This window comes from Azorhizobium oxalatiphilum (genome assembly GCF_014635325.1).
Taxonomy (GTDB): Bacteria; Pseudomonadota; Alphaproteobacteria; order Rhizobiales; family Xanthobacteraceae; genus Azorhizobium; species Azorhizobium oxalatiphilum.
Window position 1 is genome coordinate 44,053 of the sequence record NZ_BMCT01000011.1, and the last position, 22,288, is coordinate 66,340.

At 63.4% G+C, this 22,288-nt stretch carries 21 protein-coding genes; 10 read left to right on the forward strand and 11 right to left on the reverse strand.

Going from position 1 to position 22,288, the window contains the following annotated elements:
- Window positions 1–57 precede the first annotated feature (57 nt).
- From tehA to IEW24_RS25980, 4 genes are all read right to left on the reverse strand, one after another.
- The gene (gene tehA / locus IEW24_RS25965) at window positions 58–1,047 is read right to left on the reverse strand and encodes a dicarboxylate transporter/tellurite-resistance protein TehA (RefSeq protein ID WP_188583824.1); all 990 of its coding nucleotides are present in this window, start codon (window positions 1,045–1,047) and stop codon (window positions 58–60) included.
- 14 nt (window positions 1,048–1,061) lie between these two features.
- Window positions 1,062–2,159: an L-dopachrome tautomerase-related protein gene (locus IEW24_RS25970; RefSeq protein WP_188583825.1), complete on the reverse strand. Its 1,098-nt coding sequence runs from the start codon at window positions 2,157–2,159 to the stop codon at window positions 1,062–1,064.
- A 68-nt stretch (window positions 2,160–2,227) separates the two neighbouring features.
- Window positions 2,228–3,247: a zinc-dependent alcohol dehydrogenase family protein gene (locus tag IEW24_RS25975; RefSeq protein ID WP_244644681.1), complete on the reverse strand. Its 1,020-nt coding sequence runs from the start codon at window positions 3,245–3,247 to the stop codon at window positions 2,228–2,230.
- A 120-nt stretch (window positions 3,248–3,367) separates the two neighbouring features.
- Entirely contained in the window at window positions 3,368–4,570 is a 1,203-nt protein-coding gene (locus IEW24_RS25980) for an L-dopachrome tautomerase-related protein (protein ID WP_188583826.1), read from the reverse strand.
- A gap of 775 nt (window positions 4,571–5,345) precedes the next feature.
- On the opposite strand from IEW24_RS25980, the gene IEW24_RS25985 reads away from it, so the two are divergent.
- The 3 genes from IEW24_RS25985 (at window position 5,346) to IEW24_RS25995 (ending at window position 7,247) form a co-directional block, all read left to right on the forward strand.
- Window positions 5,346–5,591: a hypothetical protein gene (locus IEW24_RS25985; RefSeq protein ID WP_188583827.1), complete on the forward strand. Its 246-nt coding sequence runs from the start codon at window positions 5,346–5,348 to the stop codon at window positions 5,589–5,591.
- A gap of 32 nt (window positions 5,592–5,623) precedes the next feature.
- Window positions 5,624–5,869: a hypothetical protein gene (locus IEW24_RS25990; protein WP_188583828.1), complete on the forward strand. Its 246-nt coding sequence runs from the start codon at window positions 5,624–5,626 to the stop codon at window positions 5,867–5,869.
- 187 nt (window positions 5,870–6,056) lie between these two features.
- Window positions 6,057–7,247, forward strand: a complete 1,191-nt coding sequence (locus IEW24_RS25995; protein ID WP_188583829.1) for an MFS transporter — start codon at window positions 6,057–6,059, stop codon at window positions 7,245–7,247.
- 289 nt (window positions 7,248–7,536) lie between these two features.
- Here IEW24_RS25995 and IEW24_RS26000 read toward each other — a convergent pair whose 3' ends face one another.
- Window positions 7,537–8,349 (reverse strand): SDR family NAD(P)-dependent oxidoreductase, encoded by an 813-nt coding sequence (locus tag IEW24_RS26000; RefSeq protein ID WP_188583830.1) that lies wholly within the window; start codon window positions 8,347–8,349, stop codon window positions 7,537–7,539.
- 101 nt (window positions 8,350–8,450) lie between these two features.
- Here IEW24_RS26000 and IEW24_RS26005 point away from each other — a divergent pair, with 101 nt between their 5' ends.
- Window positions 8,451–9,410: a GlxA family transcriptional regulator gene (locus IEW24_RS26005; RefSeq protein WP_188583831.1), complete on the forward strand. Its 960-nt coding sequence runs from the start codon at window positions 8,451–8,453 to the stop codon at window positions 9,408–9,410.
- Window positions 9,411–9,427: 17 nt separating this feature from the next.
- Here IEW24_RS26005 and IEW24_RS26010 read toward each other — a convergent pair whose 3' ends face one another.
- The gene (locus tag IEW24_RS26010) at window positions 9,428–9,841 is read right to left on the reverse strand and encodes a winged helix-turn-helix transcriptional regulator (protein WP_188583832.1); all 414 of its coding nucleotides are present in this window, start codon (window positions 9,839–9,841) and stop codon (window positions 9,428–9,430) included.
- A gap of 136 nt (window positions 9,842–9,977) precedes the next feature.
- On the opposite strand from IEW24_RS26010, the gene IEW24_RS26015 reads away from it, so the two are divergent.
- Window positions 9,978–10,991 carry a zinc-binding alcohol dehydrogenase family protein gene (locus IEW24_RS26015; protein WP_188583833.1) on the forward strand — a complete coding sequence of 338 codons (1,014 nt, stop codon included), beginning with the start codon at window positions 9,978–9,980 and terminating at the stop codon, window positions 10,989–10,991.
- A gap of 110 nt (window positions 10,992–11,101) precedes the next feature.
- Complete coding sequence (locus tag IEW24_RS26020) at window positions 11,102–11,386, forward strand: putative quinol monooxygenase (RefSeq protein WP_244644682.1); 285 nt, start codon at window positions 11,102–11,104, stop codon at window positions 11,384–11,386.
- A 92-nt stretch (window positions 11,387–11,478) separates the two neighbouring features.
- Here IEW24_RS26020 and IEW24_RS26025 read toward each other — a convergent pair whose 3' ends face one another.
- The gene (locus IEW24_RS26025) at window positions 11,479–11,862 is read right to left on the reverse strand and encodes a response regulator (protein ID WP_188583834.1); all 384 of its coding nucleotides are present in this window, start codon (window positions 11,860–11,862) and stop codon (window positions 11,479–11,481) included.
- A 226-nt stretch (window positions 11,863–12,088) separates the two neighbouring features.
- Here IEW24_RS26025 and IEW24_RS26030 point away from each other — a divergent pair, with 226 nt between their 5' ends.
- The 3 genes from IEW24_RS26030 (at window position 12,089) to IEW24_RS26040 (ending at window position 15,922) form a co-directional block, all read left to right on the forward strand.
- Window positions 12,089–12,745, forward strand: coding sequence for a response regulator transcription factor (locus IEW24_RS26030; RefSeq protein WP_188583933.1), 657 nt, complete (start codon window positions 12,089–12,091; stop codon window positions 12,743–12,745).
- An 85-nt stretch (window positions 12,746–12,830) separates the two neighbouring features.
- A complete protein-coding gene (locus IEW24_RS26035; RefSeq protein WP_188583835.1) occupies window positions 12,831–14,804 on the forward strand; it encodes a PAS domain-containing sensor histidine kinase in 1,974 nt (657 codons plus the stop codon).
- Window positions 14,805–15,733: 929 nt separating this feature from the next.
- Window positions 15,734–15,922, forward strand: a complete 189-nt coding sequence (locus IEW24_RS26040) for a hypothetical protein (protein WP_188583836.1) — start codon at window positions 15,734–15,736, stop codon at window positions 15,920–15,922.
- A gap of 97 nt (window positions 15,923–16,019) precedes the next feature.
- Here the strand turns inward: IEW24_RS26040 and IEW24_RS26045 are convergent, their stop codons facing one another.
- The 4 genes from IEW24_RS26045 to IEW24_RS26060 form a co-directional block, all read right to left on the reverse strand.
- On the reverse strand, window positions 16,020–18,119 hold the full coding sequence (locus IEW24_RS26045; RefSeq protein WP_188583837.1) for a methyl-accepting chemotaxis protein: 2,100 nt from the start codon (window positions 18,117–18,119) through the stop codon (window positions 16,020–16,022).
- 211 nt (window positions 18,120–18,330) lie between these two features.
- Window positions 18,331–19,578, reverse strand: a complete 1,248-nt coding sequence (locus IEW24_RS26050; RefSeq protein ID WP_188583838.1) for an MFS transporter — start codon at window positions 19,576–19,578, stop codon at window positions 18,331–18,333.
- 153 nt (window positions 19,579–19,731) lie between these two features.
- Window positions 19,732–20,262 carry an RNA 2',3'-cyclic phosphodiesterase gene (thpR, locus tag IEW24_RS26055; RefSeq protein WP_188583839.1) on the reverse strand — a complete coding sequence of 177 codons (531 nt, stop codon included), beginning with the start codon at window positions 20,260–20,262 and terminating at the stop codon, window positions 19,732–19,734.
- Between the two features lie 89 nt (window positions 20,263–20,351).
- Window positions 20,352–21,161, reverse strand: coding sequence for a GyrI-like domain-containing protein (locus tag IEW24_RS26060; RefSeq protein WP_188583840.1), 810 nt, complete (start codon window positions 21,159–21,161; stop codon window positions 20,352–20,354).
- 191 nt (window positions 21,162–21,352) lie between these two features.
- On the opposite strand from IEW24_RS26060, the gene dapF reads away from it, so the two are divergent.
- Window positions 21,353–22,228 (forward strand): diaminopimelate epimerase, encoded by an 876-nt coding sequence (gene dapF, locus IEW24_RS26065; protein ID WP_244644684.1) that lies wholly within the window; start codon window positions 21,353–21,355, stop codon window positions 22,226–22,228.
- The last annotated feature ends 60 nt before the right edge of the window (window positions 22,229–22,288 follow it).

Below are 22,288 nucleotides of genomic sequence, written 5' to 3' on the forward strand. Positions count from 1 at the left end.
TGGTTCCTTTCATGGAGGGGAGACGCGGCGCGAAAGGGCCTTCCGCGCCGGATACCTTCAGGAGGGGCGAACTGCGGTCGGCGTGGCTGGCGCTGCTGGCAGGATTCGACCTGAAACCAGCAGCCAGAGCGTGCGTGTGACAATCACCGCGAGGATGGCGGTGACGATGGTCAGCACTGCGGGGGCAAGGGTGGCGACTGGCCCCGTGTCCCCCCGTTGGGTCATGCGGAGCATAGCCGTCGCGAGGGCGGTCAGGCCGAAGGTGAAGGCCCAGTACGCCGCTGAAAAGGACTGCTCACGGATCCAAGGCAGTAACCGGGCGAGCAACACTGCCTGGAAGAGGCCGTAGCCGATAAGGCAGTCGGCCATCATGTCAGGTGGCCCGCTGGTGACGCTCAGGTAGGCGGCGGCACCCACGGTTGGGGGGGCAAGCTGGATGCCCAACGTCGGTCGCAACGCGGGCGCAAGCGCCGGCGAGGTGTAGAGCCGGTGCACCAACACGGATTCGATGGCCAGCCAGGAGAAAAAGCCCGCGCCAAATGCCAGACGTCCCCAATCGGCATGCCCAAGAGCAGAGAGGGCCATGGCCGTGACGAACGAGCCCGCGACGGTTGGGAGATAAAGTACCGGTGTTGTCGCAGCGGGATCGCGATCGCCTTGCCAAAGGATACCTGTCCTCCAGAGGGCAAAGCCAAGTGTGAAGGTGCATCCGACGGCGAAGAAGATGACCGCGGCAGCGTGCGAATAGGGATGGGCGGCGAGCGCCATGAGCATGGTGGAGACACCCGCCAGACCAATGAAACAGCACTGCACCGGGTGGCGAGCCTCAGCGATTACGTCGGCCTTCGCCTCGAACCATTTGGCGGCATAGAGCACCACCAACACGAACCAGACCACTGCACCGGCGAGCATGAGAACTTCACCGATCACGGCTGGCAGTCCCCAGAGCTCATGGGCAGCACGCCAACTGTTTCCCAGTCCCACGAGTCCGAGCACGATGCCGAAGAATGAGGCCGGCACGCGCGGCCATTTGAACTGTCGAGGCATAGCGATCTTCTTTCCTAGCGATCACTGCCAAGCGGCAGCGTGTAGAGGCGAATAGGCCAGAGGGTTTTTCCAACGCCGCCCTGGAACATCGGTGCGCGGTCGATCTGGGGCACGGGAAGCCAGATCCTTCGCTCGGCGTCGATAAAGGGCGCGTCCACCCAATGCAGATCAGGGCTTTGGATGAGCGTTGTGATCGTGCCGTCGGGGGCGCGCCGACGTAGAGCGTTGGCGGCGAGGTCGGTGAAGTAGAGGTCGCCATTGCGGTCCATGGCTGTGCCGCCGACCGGTGGGAGGTCAGCCCAAGGCTCGACCTTGGTGGCCAGATCCTTGGATGGGAGCGTGGCATCGTCCAACCAGCGGGTCTCGATCCGAGACCACGGTCCTGGCAGCGGCCCGTAGTAGAGCCAGCGCCCATCCGGAGAGACCTCCAGGGGATCGCTGTTCACGCGCAGCAGATCACCGTCCGGCCCCCGTACGGGCTGACCGTCAAGGAAAATGTCACGGCTGGGTTGAGCGACCACGGAGGGATGGCCGTCCAGCACACGCCGTACCGCGCCGCTGGCCACATCGAGCACGATGAGGCCAGGCCGTCCCGCATCGGTGAGATAGGCATGGGCTCTGTTGAACCGGATATCGTCGACGTAGCTTCCAGCCAGCGCCACATCGGGGCCCAGAGGAACGATGCGGTCGACCTTGTCCGTCGTCAGGTCGATACGGATGAGCTTGGCCCCGCCCGGGAGTGGATCTCCTCCGAATTTTGGGGAGCCGGTGTCAACCACCCACAGCCCGCCGATACCATCGAGGTGAATGGCATTGACGTTCACGAAGGCTGCCCCGTTATCGGAGCCCGGCTGCCAGGCGTTCCAGGCCGCATCAGGATAAGGCTGCGGTTTGCCTTCCGCATCGATGCGAGCCAGAGATGGTCCACGGGAGCCGCTCCAGCGGGGACCGGCCACGAAGATGCGACCACGATCCGTGGCGACTGCATTCCAGATCATTTCGCTGCTCTCGGCGGCAACGGATAAGGCTAGCGCCGGCTGCACCTGTGCAGTAGATGCGCCGGTGCTCAGAACCAGAGCGGCCGCTGAGGCGGCTACAACGACTTTGTTCATGGGGAGATCCTTTATCCAAGGAGCGGCGTGGATCGTCGCGTGCGCGAATGCGCTGCTCCCGTCATGGTTCAAATGATGTCTACGATGACCTTGCCGACGGCCCGGCCGGACTCCAGCCTGCGGTGCGCATCGGCGGCCGTGTCCAGCGTGAACAATTGCGGGTCGATCAGCGGCCGGACCTCGCCCCGGTCTACCAATGCCGCCAGCTCTCGCAGGATCCGGCCATGCCGTTCACGGCCGATGCCGTGCAGCATCGGGATCAGCATGAAGATCACATGCAGCGATAGGCCTTTGCTATGCATGGGCGAGAGGTCATGGGTGCTACGGGCCGCGGTAGCGGCGATCCGGCCGTTCAGACTCGCTGCGGCAAGGGACTTGTCGAGGTTGGCGTTGCCCACCGTATCGATGACTACGTCGAAGCCCAGCCCGGCCGTCAGGCGCTCGACATAGGCCTGAACGCCTTCTTCGGTAAATATGATGGTCTCGTCTGCGCCGAGGCTGCGCGCGAGATCAGCAGCCTCCGCGTTCGGCACGGTCGTGGCGATCCTTGCTCCCCTGGCCTTTGCGAGCTGGATCGCGATGTGCCCGACACCACCGATGCCGCCATGGATCAAGACCTGCTCATTAGCGGCGAGGCCCGTACGTTCTATGGCTTCCCAGGCGGTGATGGAGACCAGCGGCAAGGCAGCAGTCTCACGCATGGACAGAGATCGGGGCTTGGGTGCCAGCAATCTGGCATCGGCGACAATGTATTCGGCGAGCGTTCCGCCGAGGCCACGAACACCACCTGCGCATCCATAGACCTCATCGCCGGCCTTGAAGTCCGTCACGCCCGGACCAACAGCCTCAACGCTGCCCGCAATGTCCGCACCGAGAATTGCGGGTAGTACGGGGCCGATGGGAAGGCCGGTTCGGATCTTCACATCGATCTGATTGATGGACGTGGCGGCAAGGCGCACGAGGACCGTTCCTGGGCCGGGCTCGGGACGATCGATTTTCGCCAGCGTAAAATTCTCGGGGCTACCGGTCGCGGTTAGTAATTGTGCGCGCATCTGGGGGGCTTTGGTGACGCGAGAAGGGGACGACATGTTCTTCAGTCCGTGCGTATGTGATTGGGGACCGCCGCGCCGCCTTGGCGAGGGAAATGCCCGGGAGGCACTGCGGATGACACGACAGCGCGGGGGGTAGCGGTCGTTATGAGTGTCGGTTCACTTCAGCAGCACGGGTGCGGCATCCACCTTCACGCGGAATAGCGAATAGGGCTTCTGTCGCTGGTCCTTGCCGAAATGAAACTGTGCCTGCCGCTGCAACTGATTGGCCGTGAAGTAGAGGTAACCGTCCGGGCCCATCGCCATGGTGTCAGGCCAAAGCATGCGGGGATTGTGGGCGATGGTTTTCCACTCGCCGTCCGACTGACGCTGGCGGATACTGTTGTGCTCATAGTCAGATGCATAGATGCGCCCTTTGTCATCCGCCTCCAGGCCATCCGACGCGCCTTTTTCGCCGAGATCGACCACTGCTGCAGAGACCTTCGCCTCATCTGCATTGCGATCTCGCAGGACCGCGGTCGGGATAGCGAACAGATGACGGCTGGAGAGAGGGCAGTAGTAGAGGGTCTCGCCATCGGCGGAGAGCGCGATGCCATCCGATGCGACGTTGAAGGGCACCGGCGGCTTGCCCGTCTCGCGCACTGCGAGCCTCTCGCCCTCGACAATGGGAATGAAAGCAGGATCGGGGGAGGTCGACGCGTGGCCCGAAAGCTTACGCCAGCTCTCGCCGCTCTCCAGATCCACCATGATCAGCCCCCCAGGGCCGGAAACCGATGAGTCGGTGATATAAGCGATGCCGGCCTTTCCCTTGCTGAGATCGAATCGAACGTCATTCACATAGGTCGTTCGCAGCACGCTTTCGGAGGGAAGGACGATGGTCTTCACCACCCGGTCCGTGGACAGATCCACGGCAACCAGCTTGGCCCCGCCGGCAATCGGTGGGGAAAATTTCGGAGCCCCAGTATCGAGAAGCCAGAGGCGATTTTTGGCGTCCACCACTACGCTCTGGACGCTTGAAAGAGTCTGAGCCGGACGTGCGGGATCGAAGCGGTTGATGGCCTGATCGGGATAGGCCACGACCTTCCCGCCGCGGATCTCACCGACTGTAAAGGGTACGTCGTCCCCCCAGCGCGGGAAGGTCATGAAAATGCGGCGGTCAGATGAGACAGCTACACCTGTGGGCATAGCCTCTCGGAATTGGAAGACAGGCTCAATAACCCCGATGTCGCGTTCCGCCGGCAGCTTGGCCAGCGCCTGTGCTGTATCGATGTTGTTCGCCTGAGCAACAGCAGCAATCGACCCGATGGCTAAACTGGGCGTTAGAAACAACGCAAGTGCGAATGTGAGTCGAGAATTAGCCATGATAAGCTCCTGATCAGTTTTTGGAATTGAGAGACCGATTGTCAGTACGTCGGCGCTTGAGATTGGGCGGCCTGAGCGCCGGGAGAAAGCGCGGTCGCTGGAGCCGTCGCAAGGCGGCTCAAGCCCGGAAGCAGAGTACGGGTGCGCACAGATTTTGTGTGCGATCGCCAATATTTGCCTCGCCCGGTAGGAGTGGTTGGCGAAACACGGATTCACCCGACAGCCCAATGCCCACGGCCATAAAGCCGATAGTGCCGAGAACCATGATTAGCTTGGGAATGGCGTGCATCGGGGTGTTCCGCTTTTGACGGATGGATGCTGCGCTATTGCTTGCTTGCGGTGAATTATGCCTGTTGGGCACGCGGCGATAGGCTTGTATATCCAGCCCCATACATCCGTATGCCCATTCGCGGCGCGATGCTGCAAAATGGCATTCAAATACCTAGATTCAGGCCTTCTTTGTGGAGCCGCCTATCCATGCGCGTTAGGGGTACAACTCCCCGCAAGCACCTGATGCGTTGGGCGAACGATCGCTTCGTTGTCATTCGGATTCGAGCGCAGAGACTGGGGCATCGCCCGGCGCATTGGAGGGGGCTCTGTTCTATGTCGCGTCGTGGAGCCTCGGGAGACTTGTAGAAGCATGCCTCCCGCGCCAATGCACATACGTTGGTATTGGATGGATAGCTACAAACTTCGAGGGCATCACGTTTACTGTATAATTTATCAGAACAGGCGCCGGATCTACATTTTGACGGTCAACAACGGAGTGCCTGACATGAACAAGCTTCACACTGTTTTCGCCGTCCTTTCCATCACCACGACGCTGGCGGCCGGAAGCGTACTCGCCGGCCCCGACGTCGGTCCCGAGAATGCCGAGCAGTACGCCGTTTCCCGCCAGGAGACGCTGCGGCCGCTGGGTAATCACACCAACAGGCTGAATATGCCCATCGTCCGGCCGATGATCTCTGGCCCGTCCTACGATGCGCATTCGGGCCCCTCCTTCGACCCCAGTGTCAACTGATCGCTCAATCATCATAGAATAGGAGAAGTATCATGTATCGTGCAGTTCTTATCGGTGTCGTGGCCACCTTGACGGTCGCAGCCTTCGCCCCCTCCGCCAGCGCAGACGAATATGTGACGCGCGAGAACCAGGTGCAGCGGGAGGTTTCCGCAGAGGGTCATCTTCTCGGGGCCCGTGGCTTCGAAATGCGAATGGAAGACAATGGCGGGCATTCGCTCTTTTCGCCGGGGCCGGTGCAGCGGCCGTATTACCCGCGTGGTCCCAAGGGCCTGTTCTAGGTGGCAAGTGAAAGGAGGGGGCTGACGAAGGCGTCCGTCCCCTCCTTGCGCCCTGAGCTCGATGGCGGTTGCTGTCTGGAATCGCCGGTTAATTGACATTTCGGTCGCATGGCACCGGCGGCATAACACGTGCAACCGGCGGCGGTCTGCCGCGTAGACCCTTCCTCATAGCCTGTGGAGCCATTCCATGTCCGCAAGAGCGCCTCTCTACTGGATGGCCCTCGGCGCGTTTGCCGTTGGCACTGAGAGCTTTATGATTGCCGCGATCCTACCTGAGATCGCCCTGGATCTGTCTGTGAGTACACAGGTCGCCGGACAGTTGGTCTCGGTGTTTGCATTGACCTATGCGGCCTCCTCGCCGTTGCTCACCGTGCTCACCGGGGCGGTCAATCGGCGGATGCTACTTATCGGCTCGATGACCTTCTTCGTCCTGGCCAACGTGGTGGCTGCAGTTGCCGAGAGTTATGCTGGCCTCGTTGTCGCGCGGGTGTTTCTGGCGATGGCAGCGGGGCTCTATGTTCCGAATGCGACCGCGGTCGCGGGCAGCCTTGTTCCCCCGAACCAGCGCGGGTGGGCATTGTCAGTGGTCACCAGCGGCTTGAGTCTCGCCATTGTCTTTGGGGTGCCGCTGGGCGCACTGGTCGGGCAGGGGTTTGGTTGGCGCATGACGTTCGTCGCGGTGGCTGGCCTCGCGATCCTCGCGGTCGTCGGACTGGTCGCAGGTTTGCCGAAGGCGGTGGGAGCTGGAATTCCCGTGGTGAGCCTCCAGCAGAGGCTCGATGTGCTGCGGTTCCCGGCCGTCTGGCGGCCGCTTGCCGTGACTACCCTTTGGGCCACGGGACCTTTCATGCTCTACCCTTATCTCGCCTCTTATGTCCCTGTGGTTTCGGGCTTGGAAGGGGCTTGGGTCGGCGCGGTCCTCTTCGCATGGGGAGGGGCGGCGTTTCTGGGGTTGGCCATCGGCGGACGTGCGACGGACAAACTCGGGGCCGGACGTGTGGTGAACATGACACTGCCCATGCTGGCATTCGGGCTTTTCGGATTGTCTTTCACCGCAAATCTCATGCCGATGTCGTTTGCGCTGGTTCCGATGCTGATCGGCATCGCTATCTGGGGCTTCGCCGCCTGGGCCTTCTATCCGGCGCAGCAGGCTCGTCTGATTGCCATAGCGGGTGTGCAGAATGCACCTGTTATTCTATCGCTCAATGCCTCCTTTCACTATTTCGGCTTTTCGCTTGGGGCGGCGTTGGGAGCGGTGGTCCTCGGCATGGATGGTGTGCGCAATCTGGGTTTTGCCGGCGCCGCCTTCGTGATTGCGGCCTGCATTCTCAACCTTCGGCCTTCTCGGGTGCCGACGGCCTGTGCCAACGCAGCTTGAGGCCAGCTCCCTACACCAGCAGGATCCGGGCGAACGGGCCGCAGCGTTGCTGCGGCCCGTTTCTTGTTTGCGCTGGTAGCGGGCGGGGAAGGGGCTTGACGTTGCGTGATAACATCGTGACGCGTTCGAGCCCATGGGACCGGGGCTTCTCGACCGACGAGAGTCCTCAGACCAGTTCTGTCGACAAGGCCTCCTTGAGACCTCCGTTCGAGGTCAAAAAAATGCCGCTGGCGGTGGCCAGCGGCGCTCTTTCAATGGGTATAGTTTTCCCTTGGCGGATACCCTGCTTTCAGGCAGCCGCCGTGGCCGATTTCAGATAGCGGGGGCCCGGCTTGGTGTGATTGAAATGGCCGGACATTTCCCGGCGCGCAGCTTCATAGCGCGTCCATTCATCGCCATCCTGCAGGGGCGGAATGGTCACCGTTTCTCCGGCGTCCAGACCAGCCAATGCCGCATCCACCAGATCCTCGGCGCGCATCACGATTTCCTTTGGCAGGTTCTCGTGGCCGCCGACACCGGCGATCTGCCAAAAGTCCGTCGCCGTGGCGCCAGGCAGAACTGCCTGAATGCGCAGTCCCTTGTCAGCGAGCTCGTGATTGAGCGATTGCGTCAGGGCAAGCACATAGGCTTTGGATGCGCCATAGACGCCATTGAGGATCTCCGGACCGATAGCGACGATCGACGCAATGTTGATGATCGTGCCGACGCCCCGCTTCACAAAGGCGGGGGCGACCGCGTAGGTGAGCCGGGTCAGTGCGGTGACATTCACCGCGATCATCTCCTCCATCTTGTCCACGTCGGACTGGAGAAGCGGAGCAGCACCGCCGAAGCCGGCATTGTTCAGAAGAAGAGAAATCGAGGTGTCATCCCGCAGTCGGGCTTCCACGCCACGCAGGTCCATCGCGTTGTTCAGATCGGCCTGAAGTGCTTCGACCGATCGCCCCGTCGTTTCCGCGATCCGCGCAGCGACGGACTGGAGCCGCTCCGCATTGCGGGCGACAAGGATAAGATCATAGCCGCGCCGGGCAAGCCGGTCCGCGTAGATGGCGCCGATGCCCGAGGAGGCGCCGGTTACGAGGGCTGTGCCCCGGGATGTGGTCATGGTCAGTCTCCATGCGCCGTTGATGACGCACAGCGGTTGTAACCTTGTCGATCCACGTCTCGAATGTCATATGAACGGCGATTTAAGACGCGAGGCGCCGCATGCGACGGGTCGGTTTCATCGTTTACCCCGGCTTCTCCCCTATGGGATTTGCCGTGAGCACCGCCTTTGAGGTTGCGAACCTGCAGATGCCGGAACGCGCCTACGACGTGCACATGGTCTCTCCTTCGGGCGGTCCCGTGCGGACATCGCAGGGATTTTCGGTCCATACGGAAGCCTTCGCGGGCGAGCATTATGACCTGTTGGTCGTCGGCGGCAGCATGGAGAGCGCATCCCCCGAATTGGTCGATTTTGTCCGACAGGCGCCCGCCTATTGCCGCCGCATCGCCAGCGTGTGCGTGGCCGCCTTCGTGCTCGCGGAGGCAGGTCTTCTCGATGGGCGGCGGGCGACCACCCACTGGTCTCGCGCTCGGGAATTAAGGGAGCGCTATCCGAAGGTGAAGGTGGAAGAGGATCGCATCTTCATTTCAGATGGCCCGGTCTGGACGTCGGCCGGGATGACGGCCGGTATCGATCTCGCCCTCGCTATGATCGAGGAGGACCTGGGGAGGGATGTGGCGCGCTCCTCGGCTCGCAAGCTGGTCCTCTATCATCGCCGCGCGGGCGGACAGTCCCAGTTTTCGTCGCTGCTTGAGCTGGAGCCGCGATCCGATCGCATTCAGAGCGTGTTGACCTATGCACGCCGGAATCTGGACAGTCGCCTCGGCGTGGAGGAATTGGCCGAAGTGGCGCATCTTTCGCCTCGTCAGTTCAGCCGCGCGTTTCAGAACGAGACGGGGCAGACGCCAGCCAAGGCCGTCGAGCACCTGCGCCTCGAAGCTGCCCGGGCCATGATGGAGGACACACGGCATTCCATCGATATGGTGGCGCAGTTGACCGGGTTCGCCGATCGCGATCGGATGCGTCGCGCATTCGTGCGCACCTATGGACAGCCGCCGCAGGTGATCAGGCGCCAGTCCCGTGGGGCGGATGAAGCTGCTTTTGCGGAAGAGGTCGCATAAGGTCGGAGCGGCACGGGCTATCCGGTCGACGGATGCGTTGCATCCGCACCTGCTGCAGATTTGCCATTGGCATTTGTAGTCAACGGCTTGCCGTAGAGATCGAGATTGGCATCCCCCCAAGCCTTCAAAGCCATCAGCACGGGCTCCATGCTCCGCCCAAGCGGCGAGAGGCTATATTCCACTTTGGGCGGCACTTGTGCATATACCCGGCGGACGATCAGGCCGTCTTCCTCAAGTTCCCGGAGCTGGCTTGTCAGCACGCGCGGGGTGACGTTTTCCATGTGCTTGCGCAACTCGCTGAAACGGAGCGTGTTGCCTGTCAGCAGATGGAACAGGATCACGGCCTTCCACTTGCCGTCTATCAGGCCGATAGCCGCCTCTACAGCGCATCCGGGACTGCAATCGAAACGGGCATGGCGAGCCTTGGCCATGGGTCCATCCTTCATTGAGACAGTATCCAGCATGATACTGAGTGTGGTGGGCGATACTATGTGAGGTGCTTGTGCGTATTGTCTTTTCTCGAATGTAGGACGATCTCTCGCTTGAGCAATGCCCTTGGAGTGGCACATGAAAGCGATTGGATACGAACAGGCCGGCCCTATCGATCGGACCGATGCGCTGGTGGACATCGAACTGGCCCGCCCCGTCCCCACAGGGCGCGATCTTCTGGTGGAGGTGGAGGCCATCTCCGTAAATCCGGTGGACACCAAGGTTCGCCAGCGTGCGGCTCCGACGGCCGGCGAGTGGAAAGTGCTCGGATGGGACGCGGTAGGCCGAGTGGTGGAGATCGGCCCGGAGGTCACAGCCTTCAAGGTCGGCGATGCAGTCTTCTATGCCGGCTCTATCGTGCGGCCGGGTGCAAACAGCCAGTATCACCTTGTAGACGAGCGCATTGTCGGCCACGCGCCGAAATCCCTGTCGAAGGCCGAAGCTGCCGCCCTGCCGCTGACGGCTATTACGGCCTGGGAAATGCTGTTCGACCGTCTCGACATCCGCAAGCCAGTGCCGGGCGCGGCCAACGCTATCCTCATCGTTGGCGGGGCTGGCGGCGTAGGCTCCATCGCCATTCAACTGGTCCGCGCCCTGACCGGCGTGACGGTGATCGCCACCGCCTCGCGTCCCGAGACGCAGGCCTGGGTGAAGGAGCTCGGTGCCCATCATGTGATCGATCATAGCAAGCCGCTGGCGGCGCAGGTGGCAGCACTTGGTATTGGCGCGCCGGCCTTTGTCTTCTCCACCACAGAGACCCACCGCCATCTGGCAGAGATTGTGGAATTGATCGCGCCGCAAGGGCGTTTTGGCCTGATCGACGATCCCGATGCGCTGGACGTCATGGGGTTCAAGCGCAAGGCGGTGTCGATCCACTGGGAGCTGATGTTCACCCGCTCCATGTTCGGGACGCCCGACATGGACGTGCAGGGCAAACTGTTGGACCAAGTGGCAGGTTTGATAGACGGAGGCCAGATCCGGTCCACGGTCACGGAGACCCTGCGCCCTATCAACGCGGCCAATCTGAAGAAGGCGCATGGCGTGATCGAGAGCGGCAAGGCCAAGGGCAAGATCGTGCTGGAAGGCTTTTGATGGAGGAGCACCCAGCCGGTGCCCGACAGGGGCTCGGTGGAGCTGGAAGATGAGTTTGGCAGCTATTGGAAGGAACTGAATTGGGCAACGCATCAACAGGAGAAATCCAGTTGGTCGCACTCTTGACCGCCCGGCAGGGTGGTACGGCGGCCTTACAGGAGGCGCTAGCCTCCATCATTCCGAGCGTCCGGAGGGAGCCGGGCTGCATTCGCTATGACATGAACGTCGACGTGGAAAATGAGCATCGCATCGTGATGCTGGAAGGATGGGCAAGCGAAGCGGCTCTGGAGGCCCACGCCAACGCGCCGGCTTTCCGCTCACTCGCCGTACGTTTCGACGAATTACTTGAAGGACCGCCCATACTCATCAAGTTTCGGTCCATCGATGCATCCTGATGTCGGGGAGCTCAGTATGATGCGTCACGCCCTATGGGGCTGGAAGGCGTGGCCTGAGCAATTCGTCAATATGAGAAGTACCAAGAGTGGTACTATCCGAACATTCTCGTCAGGTGATCGATAATGATCGAAGGGTCAAAAGGTTTGCGCAAGAAGCAGAGCACCTCTGCCTCGTGCGCCTGCTGCTCGATAATCTCGTTTGGATAGGCTGTGATGAGTATCACGGGGGTGCCCAGTTCCGCGTGCACCCGTCGTGCCAGTTGAACGCCGCTGGTTCCGGGCAATTGCACATCGCTGATGATGCAGTTTGCCTGACGAAGCGTGGGGGAAGCCAGTAGGGCATCCGCTGTCTCGAATGACATGGCTGAAAGCCCAGTGCTGAGTACCAAGGCTTCCAACGAGACCCTCACGTCGGCGTCGTCGTCGACGATGGCAATGAGAGCGGGCGAAATACGCCCGTCGGACTCTGTTGCCACCAGACGTGCCTCCTACCTCGCACCGTGCGCCAAGGCATCGGCCTCCACGGTACGGCGTTCTGCCTCGGCCTCCTCACGCCGGGGCCTGTGACTGTGCTACCCCTTCCTGCGGAGGGGGGCAATCGATGCGATCCCATACTTCGGTATGGGTTTGCTCGGTTTGCTGATGCTGGTTTGGGTGTGCCGAAGCCGTTACAATGCGACGGTCTGGTGGGGAGAAGGAGCGATGGCATCGGGATTTCATTCTGTCGCAGCGCAGCTGGATACCGCGGGAGCGAAATTGGCTTCATTGGTTTTGGTGGTTGACGATGACCCCGACATGCGAAGCAGCCTAACGGACCTCTTTCTTTCGGTAGGCCTCGATACGAGGGTGTTCGCGTCCACCTCCGAGTTCCTGGGTTATAGTCTGCCAGACCGGCCATCGTGCTTGGTATTGGATCTTCGCTTGCCTGGGTCCAGCGGTTTGCAGTTGCAAGCCGTCTTGGGCGAGCAAGGGGTACCCATTCCCATCATCTTCATCACCGGCCACGCGGATGTCCTCACTTCGGTGAGGGCGATGAAGGCTGGGGCATTGGACTTCCTGCCCAAGCCGTTCCGGGATCAGGAACTCCTGGATGCTGTGAATGACGCGCTGCGTAGGGATGCCAAAAGGCGTGTTGGAGATCGGGAACTCGGCAAGATACGCGGGCTGGCGGAGCAACTGACACCACGGGAAATAGATGTTCTACGTGGCGTGGGCCGGGGGCTCCTCAGCAAGCAGATTGCCTATGAGTTGGGGATATCGGAGATTACCGTCAAAATGCACCGCTCTAGTGCTGGGCGTAAGTTGAATGCGATATCCGTTGCGGACATGATCCGTAAAATCGAGCTGCTCGGGCTTTGAATGTTTGCCTTGATGGCGTTATGCCGGTCCCCGGCAGTCCTGTGATAATTTCCCGTAGGCTGAACAGCGGCGCAGGTCGAAGCGGATGAAATTCTCTAGTGTACCGCTTAACGCCGTGCACATCGCCGTCGTTCTGGCGGCTGGCGTGTTCCTACTCGATTTGTTTGCACAGCCGGATGTGACGATGTCCATCCTATACGTGCTGGTGCTCGTAATAGCAGCTGGCGGCGCTAGTGAACGGCGGATGTTCCAGATGGTCGCCGGCTGTGTTGCGCTGACAATCCTGTCCTGGCTGATCTCCCATGGAGCCGCCCTCCTGTGGAGCAGCGTTCTGCGTCTTCTATTTTCTTTGATAACGATTGCCCTGACAGGTGCTCTCATCTTGAGCAAAAAGAAGTTACAACGCGTTCGCTATGAGTTGGAAGAAAGTAAATTTGAGTTAGAGAATTTTACGAATTCAGTGCCGCATATTCTTTGGAGGTCGACGCGGGATGCGTATGTTGATTTCTATAATAAGCGGTATACGGAAATTATAGGGCGAGACTCCAGAGAGACGATTGCCAATCAGGACTGGATTCTAGATTTTCACCCGGATGATCGGGATTGGTTTCTGGAGAGGGTAAAAGGAGCTTTTGCGGAGAAAGACGACCTGAAGGCCGTCTATCGGCTCAAGCATGCTGATGGCAACTATCGCTGGGTCTCGTTGGTAGCACGGCCCGTTCGTGCGCCTGAAACGGGTGAAATCATTCGCTACTATGGTGGCACGTCCGATGTCCACGAGGTGGTACTCGCACAGCTTCAGATCAAGGAACTGAATGAAACGCTGGAGCAGCGCGTCGCTGAGCGCACAGCCGAATTGCTAAAGACCGAGTCTCGTTTCGAGAGCATTTTTGATCTGAGCAATCTCACCTTCGCCGAGCAGGACCTCGGCGAGGCGCTGGTGTTGTTACGCAACTTGCACGAGCAGGGTGTCACCGATTTTCGCACCTATATGTCCAGTCACCCCGTTTTGCTGGATCGCTGTGTGCGCTCGATCAGAACGGTTCGTGTCAATCGCGCCCTCGCGCGCCTGCTGGGTTACGACACGGTCGAGGCCTTGGCGGCCATGCCCCCCGAGCAGAATGCCGAGGAGGGGCGTCTCGTATTGATTCACCAACTGGAGATGGCCTTCTACAAGTGGGCGCACATTGAGGGGCGTACGACACTGGTTGGAAGGGAGGGCAGAAGGATCCCAATCCTGTACATGGTGAGCAACCTGTCAGATGGCCGCCAGCTTTCCAGCCATATCGATCTGACCCATCAGGAGCACATCGAGGAAATGCGATTGGCGGCTCAAGAGGAGTTGGCACGTGCTAACCGTGTCGCGACCGTGGGAGCTTTCTCCGCCTCGATTGCCCACGAACTGAACCAACCGATCTCTTCCATTGTGATGGATGCCCAGACAGGCCTTCGCTGGCTTCGGCGCGATGCTCCCGACGTGGCTGCTGCCGTACGTATTCTCGAGCGCTTGGCACGGACTGCCGATCGTATCGCCGGTATTGTGCAACGAACACGTGACTCCATCGCCAGCGGGCGCCGCACGGTGCAGATCGTAGATGTGTCCCATATTGCGATGGAAGCGCGCAACCTACTGCGGCGCGAGGCGCGCAATGCCAACGCGACTGTGGAGCTGCGGTTGGCCGAGGCGCCGTGCCTTGTTCGTGCGGATCCGATCGAATTGCAGCAGGTGTTGGTCAATCTGCTGACGAACGCGATGGACGCCATGCGGGAGCAGGAGGGCGAACGGCTTGTGACCGTGGCGGTTTTCGCCTCGGAGAGCGAAGTGACGGTATCGGTCGAAGACCGGGGACCGGGCTTTCCAGATGGCGAGATCGAGAAGCTGTTCAAGCCATTCTTTACGACAAAGCCAAATGGCGTCGGGATGGGGTTGCAGATCTGCAGGACAATCGTGGAGTCTTTCGGAGGAACTCTACACGCACAGAATGGACCGTTGGGAGGGGCTCTGTTTGAGTTCAGTCTTCCCTCCGCCTCTGTCGCGGCCGTGTCTAGCGAGGTTTGACGGGAGCGGCTTCTGATTGAGTGGCCCGCTGAACCGCCCGTGTTTGCGGAGGATCACTCTTCAGGGCGCAGGTCATTACGCGTCAGTCGGACGAAAGCCTGGCAGGCAGCCCAAGCACCACTTGGCGCGACTTCCTGCTGGCCATTCGAGATCGCAAATACCCGGTCAGAGGGTATCCCGCCGCCAGCTGACAGGACAGTGCGGGGCAACCGGCAGCCCCGCAAACCCCTTAATCAGATACCTGTAAATGGATCAAGCCGACCGAAAGTCGAAATTGCGGCTCCTCGGATCAAGTTGGGCTGTCACGGCTGCGGAGAGCGTGTCGGGCGAGGCGAATGAGAAGCGATTTGTGGGAACTAGGCGCCCGCGCACGCAACCTGACCCTTCCGACCCCCAAATCGTAATCCATCCGAGGACGGCTTTGGGCTCTGTTTTGGTGGGGCTCTTGCAAAATTTTGCGCGATTTGGTCTCGGAATGGGACCGCAGATCCTCGTGCCGACGGCAAGGGTGCTTGGGGTATTATATTGCCGATCATGCGGCGGCCGACGCCCCAACCATCGTCGGGCCCTGTGCATGCACGTTGCTGCCTTGCCCCGTTTTTTGAGATGCCAAGCTCTTCGAGCGCGCATGAAATATCCATCCGCCCCTGCACACAGGCGCGAGAAGGCTTCAGCGCTGAATGGATAGCGCGCCTTCTCGCGCCTGTGCACAGCGTCTTCTCGTCCCACATAACGGACTGGTAATTTTTGGTATGTGGACAAAGGGGCCTAAAAGAGCGGCGGTTTCCTAAACCGTAGGCCGGGTGTTCGAGTCACCCCGGGGACACCATTCTCCTGATTTCGCTCGTTTTTTGGCCGTTCGCCCGCGCTCTGGCGGGCGCGCGCCGCTTGCGCTACCGTGGTCCGGCAATGAGATCAGGGAGACAGTGATGAGCAGGGATCAGGAACCGGCACCGAAGTCCGCCGAGGCGCAGGCTGCGGCCGGGACGCAGACCCCGGCGGCGCCGGAGGCGCTGACCGAAACCCAGCTCGATAGCGTGTCCGCAGGCTATACGGGGACCGTGGACTGGAAGCCGATCCCCGGAGACAAGCCGAAGTCCACGCCCAAGCCGACCTGAGCCCCACGCGGGCAGCACCGCACGCCGGCAGCACCGCACGCAAAAACGCCCCCGGAGCGTCCGCTTCGGGGGCGTTTTGCGTTGGGGCGCGTGCCGGTCAGGCGGCGCGCACCGTGTCGAGGAAACGGCGCATCTCTTCTTCCAGGCGCCGCGCCTGATCGGTGAGGGTGGAGGAGGCGTCCAGCACCTGCCCGGCGGAGGTGCCGGTCTCGTGTGCCGTGCGGGCCACGTCGGAGATGTGGGTGGTCACGGTGCTGGTGCCCGAGGCCGCCTGATCCACGTTGCGCACGATCTCGCGGGTCGCGATGCCCTGCTCCTCTACGGCCGCCGAGATGCCGGTGGCCACATCGCTCATCTGGCGGATCTGCTGGCTCACGCCCTCGATCACCTTCACCGCTTCCTGCGTGGTGGACTGGATGGCGCCGATCTGCGAGGCGATCTCTTCCGTCGCCTTGCCGGTCTGGGTGGCCAGTTCCTTCACCTCGGAGGCGACCACCGCGAAGCCCTTGCCGGCATCACCCGCGCGGGCCGCCTCGATGGTGGCGTTCAGCGCCAGCAGGTTGGTCTGCGAGGCGATGGTGTTGATCAGCTGGACAACGTCGCCGATGCGGGAGGCGGCCTGCGAGAGGTCGCGCATCACCTCGCCGGTGCGGCTGGCTTCCGCCACCGCGCTGGCCGAGAGCTGCGAGGACTGCGACACCTGACGGGAGATCTCGTCCACCGAGGCGCCCAGCTCCTCCGCCGAGGAAGCCACCATCACCACGTTGGTGGATGCCTGCTCGGCGGCGGCGGCCACGGCGGTGGACTGGCTGGAGGTCTTCTCGGCCGCATCCGACATCTGCCGGGCGGTCTCGTAGAGGGTGCCGGAGGCCTCCGACACGCCGCCGACGATGCTGCCCACGGCGGCCTCGAACTGGTCTGCGAGCGCGTGCATGGACTGGCGGCGCTGGGCCTCGGCCACCACACGCGCCTCCTGCGCATCCCGCTCCATCTGGGCGTTGCGGGCGAGGCTGTCCTTGAACACCAGCAGCGTCTTGGCCATGGCGCCGATCTCGTCCTGGCGCGCGGTGTCGGGCACCTCCACGGCGAGGTCGCCGCCGGCCACGTCCTGCATCACGCCGGTGAGGCGGGTCATGGGGCGGACCACGCGGTGGATCACCACCACCAGGCCGAACACGGCGGCGGCGATGGAGAACAGCAGCACGACGGCATAGACGATGGCGGTGTTGCGGGCGCCGGCTTCGTTGTGGTTGGCGGCGGTTTCCAGGCTCTCCACGGCGGCGCCGGACACCTCGTTGAAGTTGAACAGCGCCACTTCGATGGGCTCGCGCCACTGCGGCACGCTCACGCCGCTCTTCTCGCCGGCTGTCACCTTGGCGACGATGGCGTCGCGCAGCTGCTTGAACGAGCCCTTGAAGTAGAAGTCCTCCGCCTTCTGCGCCGCATCGCGCAGGATGGCCGGGGCGTTGGCAGCGGTGGCGATCTCGGTGACGGCGGCCCAGGCCACGTCGGCGCGGGCGTCGTTGGCGAGCAGCGAGCGGGCTTCCGCGGCGGTCAGCGGCCGGTCCTGCGACACGGCGGCGTTGATGAGCAGCGTGCCGATGCCCACATAGGTGCGCGTCGCCCAGCCCATGGAGCGGGCGAGGATCAGCTGCGAGAGCGAAGGGTCGAGGGTGCGGATGTCGGCCTCGACGGCGTTGGAGAGCTGCTCCAGCGTGGTCAGCAGGCGCGCGCCTTCCGTGACCATGCGCTGGCCGGGGGCGGGGTCGCGGCTGGCCAGCGGCAGCGCGAGCTGCGCGTCCACCTGCTGGCGCACGGTCTTCATGCTCTCATACTGGCTGCGCAGGTCGCGCAGCAGGGCGCCGGCGCGGGGATCGGAGAGGCTGTCGGCGTCGAGGGCTTTGAGCGTGGCGTCGGTGCCCTCGTTCATCTTCGCCCGAAAGGCATTCATGTTGGCGATGTTGCGCTGGTTGCGATCGGACCCCAGCGCCAGAGACACGCCGGCTTCGCCCCGCTCGGAGCGGAAATAGGCGAGGCCCTGATAGAGATTGCGGTCGATCTGGGAGAGCGTCGCTGCCTCCCGAGCCGCTGTGAATGCCCACAAGCTGCTCTTCAGCGAGACTGCGCACAAGGCGGCCACGATGAGGCTCATCAGGCAGAACAGAGAGACAAGGGTGGTTTTGATCGTAATGCGCATCTCGCACCTAACGTGTGGTGGTGGTAGCGCGCAACCAACCTGAGCTAGCTTGCGTCAATCTTGCAGTGCAGCAATTTCTCGCATTCCGCTGGGGCATGATCGGTTCGGACAGAAGCAATCACGTCCGTGAAGCCGCCTTCCCAGGCTTGACTGACAACGTCTTGCGGCCCGGATGTCCGAGCCATGGAAGCCGGACGTGCTCCGGGGCACATTATTGTGAGCCGAGCTTCCTGCGCTCTCCGGCCAGCGTGTCCGCCTCCCGCAGTGCGGGGAAGATCCGCATCCAGAGGAGGGCGACCGCTACCGTGCCCACCCCGCCGAGAATGCCCGCCGCCACCGCGCCGAACAGGCCGGCGGTCATGCCGCTCTCGAATTCGCCCAACTGGTTGGAGGTGCCGATGAACAGCGAATTCAGCGCATTAACCCGCCCGCGCATCTCGTCGGGCGTGGCGAGCTGCACCAGCGAGTGGCGGATGACCACGCTCACATTGTCCGCCGCCCCCAGCACCACCAGCGCGATCAGCGACAGCCACAGATGGCCGGAGGCGGAAAAGGCGATGGTGGCGAGGCCGAACACGATGACGGCCGCGAACATCTTCAGGCCCACGCGGTGGTTGAGCGGGAAGCGGGACAGGGCGAAGGCCATGGCGATGGCGCCCACCGCCGGGGCCGAGCGCAGCAGGCCGAGCGCCCACGGCCCGGCATTGAGCACATCGGCGGCGAAGATGGGCAGCAGCGCCGTCACCCCGCCCAGCAGCACCGCGAACATGTCCAGCGACAGCACGCCCAGCAGCAGCGGCCGCGACCAGACGAAGCCGATGCCGGAGAAGACCGAGGCCAGCGTCACCGGCTCGCGCTGGGGGGCGGGCCGCTCCAGCTGCACCAGCGCCATGGCGGTGGCGGCGGCAAGGAAGAAGACGGCGGCAAGGCCCAGCGGCACCGGCGCGCCGAGCGCATAGAGCAGGCCGCCCAGCGAGGGGCCGATGATGGTGGCCGTCTGCATGGCCGAGGAGGACATGGCGATGGCCTTGTGCAGGATGTTCTCCGGCACGAGGCCCGGCAGCAAAGCCGAGAGGGTGGGATGCTCGAAGGCGCGCGCGCCGCCCAGCACCGCCACGGCCACGAAGATGGCGGTGACGCTCAGCGTATCGGTGATGGCGCCGAGCGCGAGGCCGGCGAGCGTGAGCCCCTCCACCGCCTGGCAGACGATGACGATGCGGCGCCGGTCCACGCGGTCGGCCACCGTGCCCACCACGAAGGTGAGCAGCACCATGGGCAGGAACTGGAACAGGCCGACGAGGCCGAGATCATAGGCGCTGCCGGTCTTTTCATAGACCATCCAGCCGATCACCACCGAGGCCATCTGGAAGCCCAGCGAGGTGAGCACGCGCGACAGCCAGAAGGCCAGGAAGGCCGGGTGACGCGAGAGGCGGTCTTCGGTGGCGGCGAGGACGGTCACGGGGGCTCTCTGGCGCGGCGGGGCGTGCGCGCGCTTTCGCTTCAGGCTGAGGGGCGGGCGGGCCGGGCGGCCTGCCGATCCTGATTAGACGGCTTTCTTCACCCGCGAAAGCCGCTTCCCAAGGGAAGGTGAGGGGGGCGGGGAAGGTCCGTCTCAGCTCAGCGGATAGGCCGCTTCCACCACATAGGGGCCGCCGCCCACGCTGTCGCGTGAGGAATAGAGCACGAAGCGCGGCACGTGGAACGGCATGGAGCGGTAAAGGCCGCGCATGGCCAGATAGTCCGCCACCTGCCGGGTGGAGGCATCGCGCAGCCGGGCCAGCGTCACGTGCGGGCGATAGGCCCGCTCCGGGGCGAGGCCGAGCCGCTGCATGATGCGCTCCTGCTCCGCCTGAAGCTCCAGCAGGGCCGGATTGGCCTTCACGCTGGCGATCACCGCGCGCGGCTTGTGGCCGCCGAACTGGTCGAGCCCGTCCAGCACCATGTCGAACGCCCGGCGGCGCACCTGCCCCAGCATCTGGGCGATGTCGCGGGCGAGGGCATCGTCCACGTCGCCCATGAAACGCAGGGTCACATGGTAGAATTCAGGGTCGATCCAGCGCGCGCCCGAAATGCCGCCGCGCAGCAGGGCGAGGGTATCCCCCACCTCTTCAGGAATTTCGATGGCCGTGAAAAGCCGAGGCATCGGAACCTCCGCGCATCGGAAAGGACCCATTCCGCCCGAAAGCAGTATGGCTAGTGAATGAGATTCGCGCGCTCGTGAAAAGCGCCCCCTCAGCGCACCGGCACCAGGATATCAACCACAAGCTGATCCGGGGCGGTGGTGCGGGGGTCCGTGCGGTATTGCTCGATATAGAGATTGTCGAGCGCGATGATGTTGCGGGCGTCGAGGAAATTGGCGATCTGCTCGTAGGTATCGTCCATGTCGGAGAACGAGCCCTTGTGCTGGAAGCGCAGGGCCTTGCCGTTGAACGAGGCGCCCAGCTTCACGCCCTCGCCGGGCTTGGCGGTGGTGGCGCCCGAGAAGGGGATCTGGGCCTCGAACTCGAAGCCGGCATCGTCGCTCTGGGTATAGACCACCATGGGCTGGCCGGCCTCGCTGAGTCCGAGGCGCTTCATCTCGCCGGCAATGGCGTTCAGCGCCGCGACGATGGAATCATAGCCTTCGTCCCAGCTCGACTGGCCGCCCTTGGTCATCACCGGCACCGGCGAGAGCACCGCGCCCTCGCCGCCGAACACGGTCTGGCCATGGCTGTCGGGCGCGGGCGAGGCGGTGGGCGGCAAAGGCGAGACCGGACCGGCCTGACCGCCGGGGGCGGGGGCCTGTGTGCTGCCCTCTGCGGGCTTGGGGGGAGCGGGCACCTGCGCCGGAGCGGGAGCTACGGCGGCCGGCGGCGGGGGCGCGGGCTGGCTGTCGGTGGGCGCCGGAGCCTGTGCGGGCGGGCTCGCCGGGGGCGGCGTCTGCGCGCCGGCCGGCAGGGCCATGGCAAGGAGGCACAAGGCGGTTGCCGCCGTGCGCGCCCGTGCCGGCCAGAGCTGCCGCCGAACCTTAAGCCGCGCTTCAATGGCCTCGTCTGCGCGCATCTTCGCTCTCCTGTCAGCCGACCCGCCGCTCATCCCTCTACCACGTCCCGCGCCGCGTCCAAGGGGGTGAGCAGGGCCGTTTCGTGGCTGTCCCGCTCTTCCCGAACGGCAGTTGTGCGCCCCTGCCGGAGGGGAGAGGGCGCTGCCGGGGGTGGCATCGGCCCACCCTCCCGCCATATAAGGGCGCACTGATGTCATTGGTGCGCGATCCGACCATGCTGGCCCAACGCCCCTTCGTGAAGATGAACGGTCTCGGCAACGAGATTCTCGTGCTCGACCTGCGCACCGACCCCGAGGAGGTGCCGGCGGCGGCGGCGCGCGCGCTGGCGCGGCCCGGCGTGCTGCCCTTCGATCAGGCCATGGTGCTCTATCCGCCGCGCGCCGAGGGCAGCGCCGCTTTCGTGCGGATTCTCAATTCCGATGGCTCCGAGGCCGGGGCCTGTGGCAACGGCACCCGCTGCATCGCCGCCTATGAGGCCGGCCGCACGGGTGAACGCCACATCCTGTTCGAGAGCGGCGCCGGCCCGCTGGACTGCGTGATGCAGCCGGACGGCCGCGTGACCGTGGACATGGGCGCGCCGCACCTCGGCTGGGAGGAGATCCCGCTCGCCCGCCCGGTGGCCGACACCAGCGCCTATCAGATCGAGGGCTTTGCCGCCCTCGGCCCCGCCAGCTTCGTCTCCGTGGGCAATCCGCACGCCATCTTCTTCGTGCCTGATGTGGCCGAGGTGGACGTGGACCAGCTCGGCGCCACGCTGGAGCGCCATCCGCTGTTTCCCGAGCGGGCCAACATCTCGTTCGCGCAGGTGCTCAGCCCCGATCACATCCTGCTGCATGTATGGGAGCGCGGCGCCGGCCGGACCCGCGCCTGCGGCACCGCCGCCTGCGCCACCGCCGTGGCGGCGGCCCGCACCGGCCGGACGGGCCGCGTCGTGCGCGTGACCCTGCCGGGCGGCGATCTGAAGATCGACTGGCGCGAGAGCGACGACCATGTGCTGATGACCGGCCCGGTGGCGCTGGAGTTCTCCGGCACCCTCACCCCCGACATGCTCACCGAGGCCGCCTGAGCCATGGGCGGGCTGGCGGGCTTGGGTGGAGTAGGCTTGGGCGAGGCGGCGACGCGCCGC

Coding starts and splice junctions, on each gene's coding strand:
- tehA (WP_188583824.1), bottom strand. CDS start 1,047: ATGCCTCGACAGTTCAAATGGCCGCGCGTGCCGGCCTCATTCTTCGGC.
- IEW24_RS25970 (WP_188583825.1), bottom strand. CDS start 2,159: ATGAACAAAGTCGTTGTAGCCGCCTCAGCGGCCGCTCTGGTTCTGAGC.
- IEW24_RS25975 (WP_244644681.1), bottom strand. CDS start 3,247: ATGTCGTCCCCTTCTCGCGTCACCAAAGCCCCCCAGATGCGCGCACAA.
- IEW24_RS25980 (WP_188583826.1), bottom strand. CDS start 4,570: ATGGCTAATTCTCGACTCACATTCGCACTTGCGTTGTTTCTAACGCCC.
- IEW24_RS25985 (WP_188583827.1), top strand. CDS start 5,346: ATGAACAAGCTTCACACTGTTTTCGCCGTCCTTTCCATCACCACGACG.
- IEW24_RS25990 (WP_188583828.1), top strand. CDS start 5,624: ATGTATCGTGCAGTTCTTATCGGTGTCGTGGCCACCTTGACGGTCGCA.
- IEW24_RS25995 (WP_188583829.1), top strand. CDS start 6,057: ATGTCCGCAAGAGCGCCTCTCTACTGGATGGCCCTCGGCGCGTTTGCC.
- IEW24_RS26000 (WP_188583830.1), bottom strand. CDS start 8,349: ATGACCACATCCCGGGGCACAGCCCTCGTAACCGGCGCCTCCTCGGGC.
- IEW24_RS26005 (WP_188583831.1), top strand. CDS start 8,451: ATGCGACGGGTCGGTTTCATCGTTTACCCCGGCTTCTCCCCTATGGGA.
- IEW24_RS26010 (WP_188583832.1), bottom strand. CDS start 9,841: ATGGCCAAGGCTCGCCATGCCCGTTTCGATTGCAGTCCCGGATGCGCT.
- IEW24_RS26015 (WP_188583833.1), top strand. CDS start 9,978: ATGAAAGCGATTGGATACGAACAGGCCGGCCCTATCGATCGGACCGAT.
- IEW24_RS26030 (WP_188583933.1), top strand. CDS start 12,089: ATGGCATCGGGATTTCATTCTGTCGCAGCGCAGCTGGATACCGCGGGA.
- IEW24_RS26035 (WP_188583835.1), top strand. CDS start 12,831: ATGAAATTCTCTAGTGTACCGCTTAACGCCGTGCACATCGCCGTCGTT.
- IEW24_RS26040 (WP_188583836.1), top strand. CDS start 15,734: ATGAGCAGGGATCAGGAACCGGCACCGAAGTCCGCCGAGGCGCAGGCT.
- IEW24_RS26045 (WP_188583837.1), bottom strand. CDS start 18,119: ATGCGCATTACGATCAAAACCACCCTTGTCTCTCTGTTCTGCCTGATG.
- thpR (WP_188583839.1), bottom strand. CDS start 20,262: ATGCCTCGGCTTTTCACGGCCATCGAAATTCCTGAAGAGGTGGGGGAT.
- IEW24_RS26060 (WP_188583840.1), bottom strand. CDS start 21,161: ATGCGCGCAGACGAGGCCATTGAAGCGCGGCTTAAGGTTCGGCGGCAG.
- dapF (WP_244644684.1), top strand. CDS start 21,353: ATGTCATTGGTGCGCGATCCGACCATGCTGGCCCAACGCCCCTTCGTG.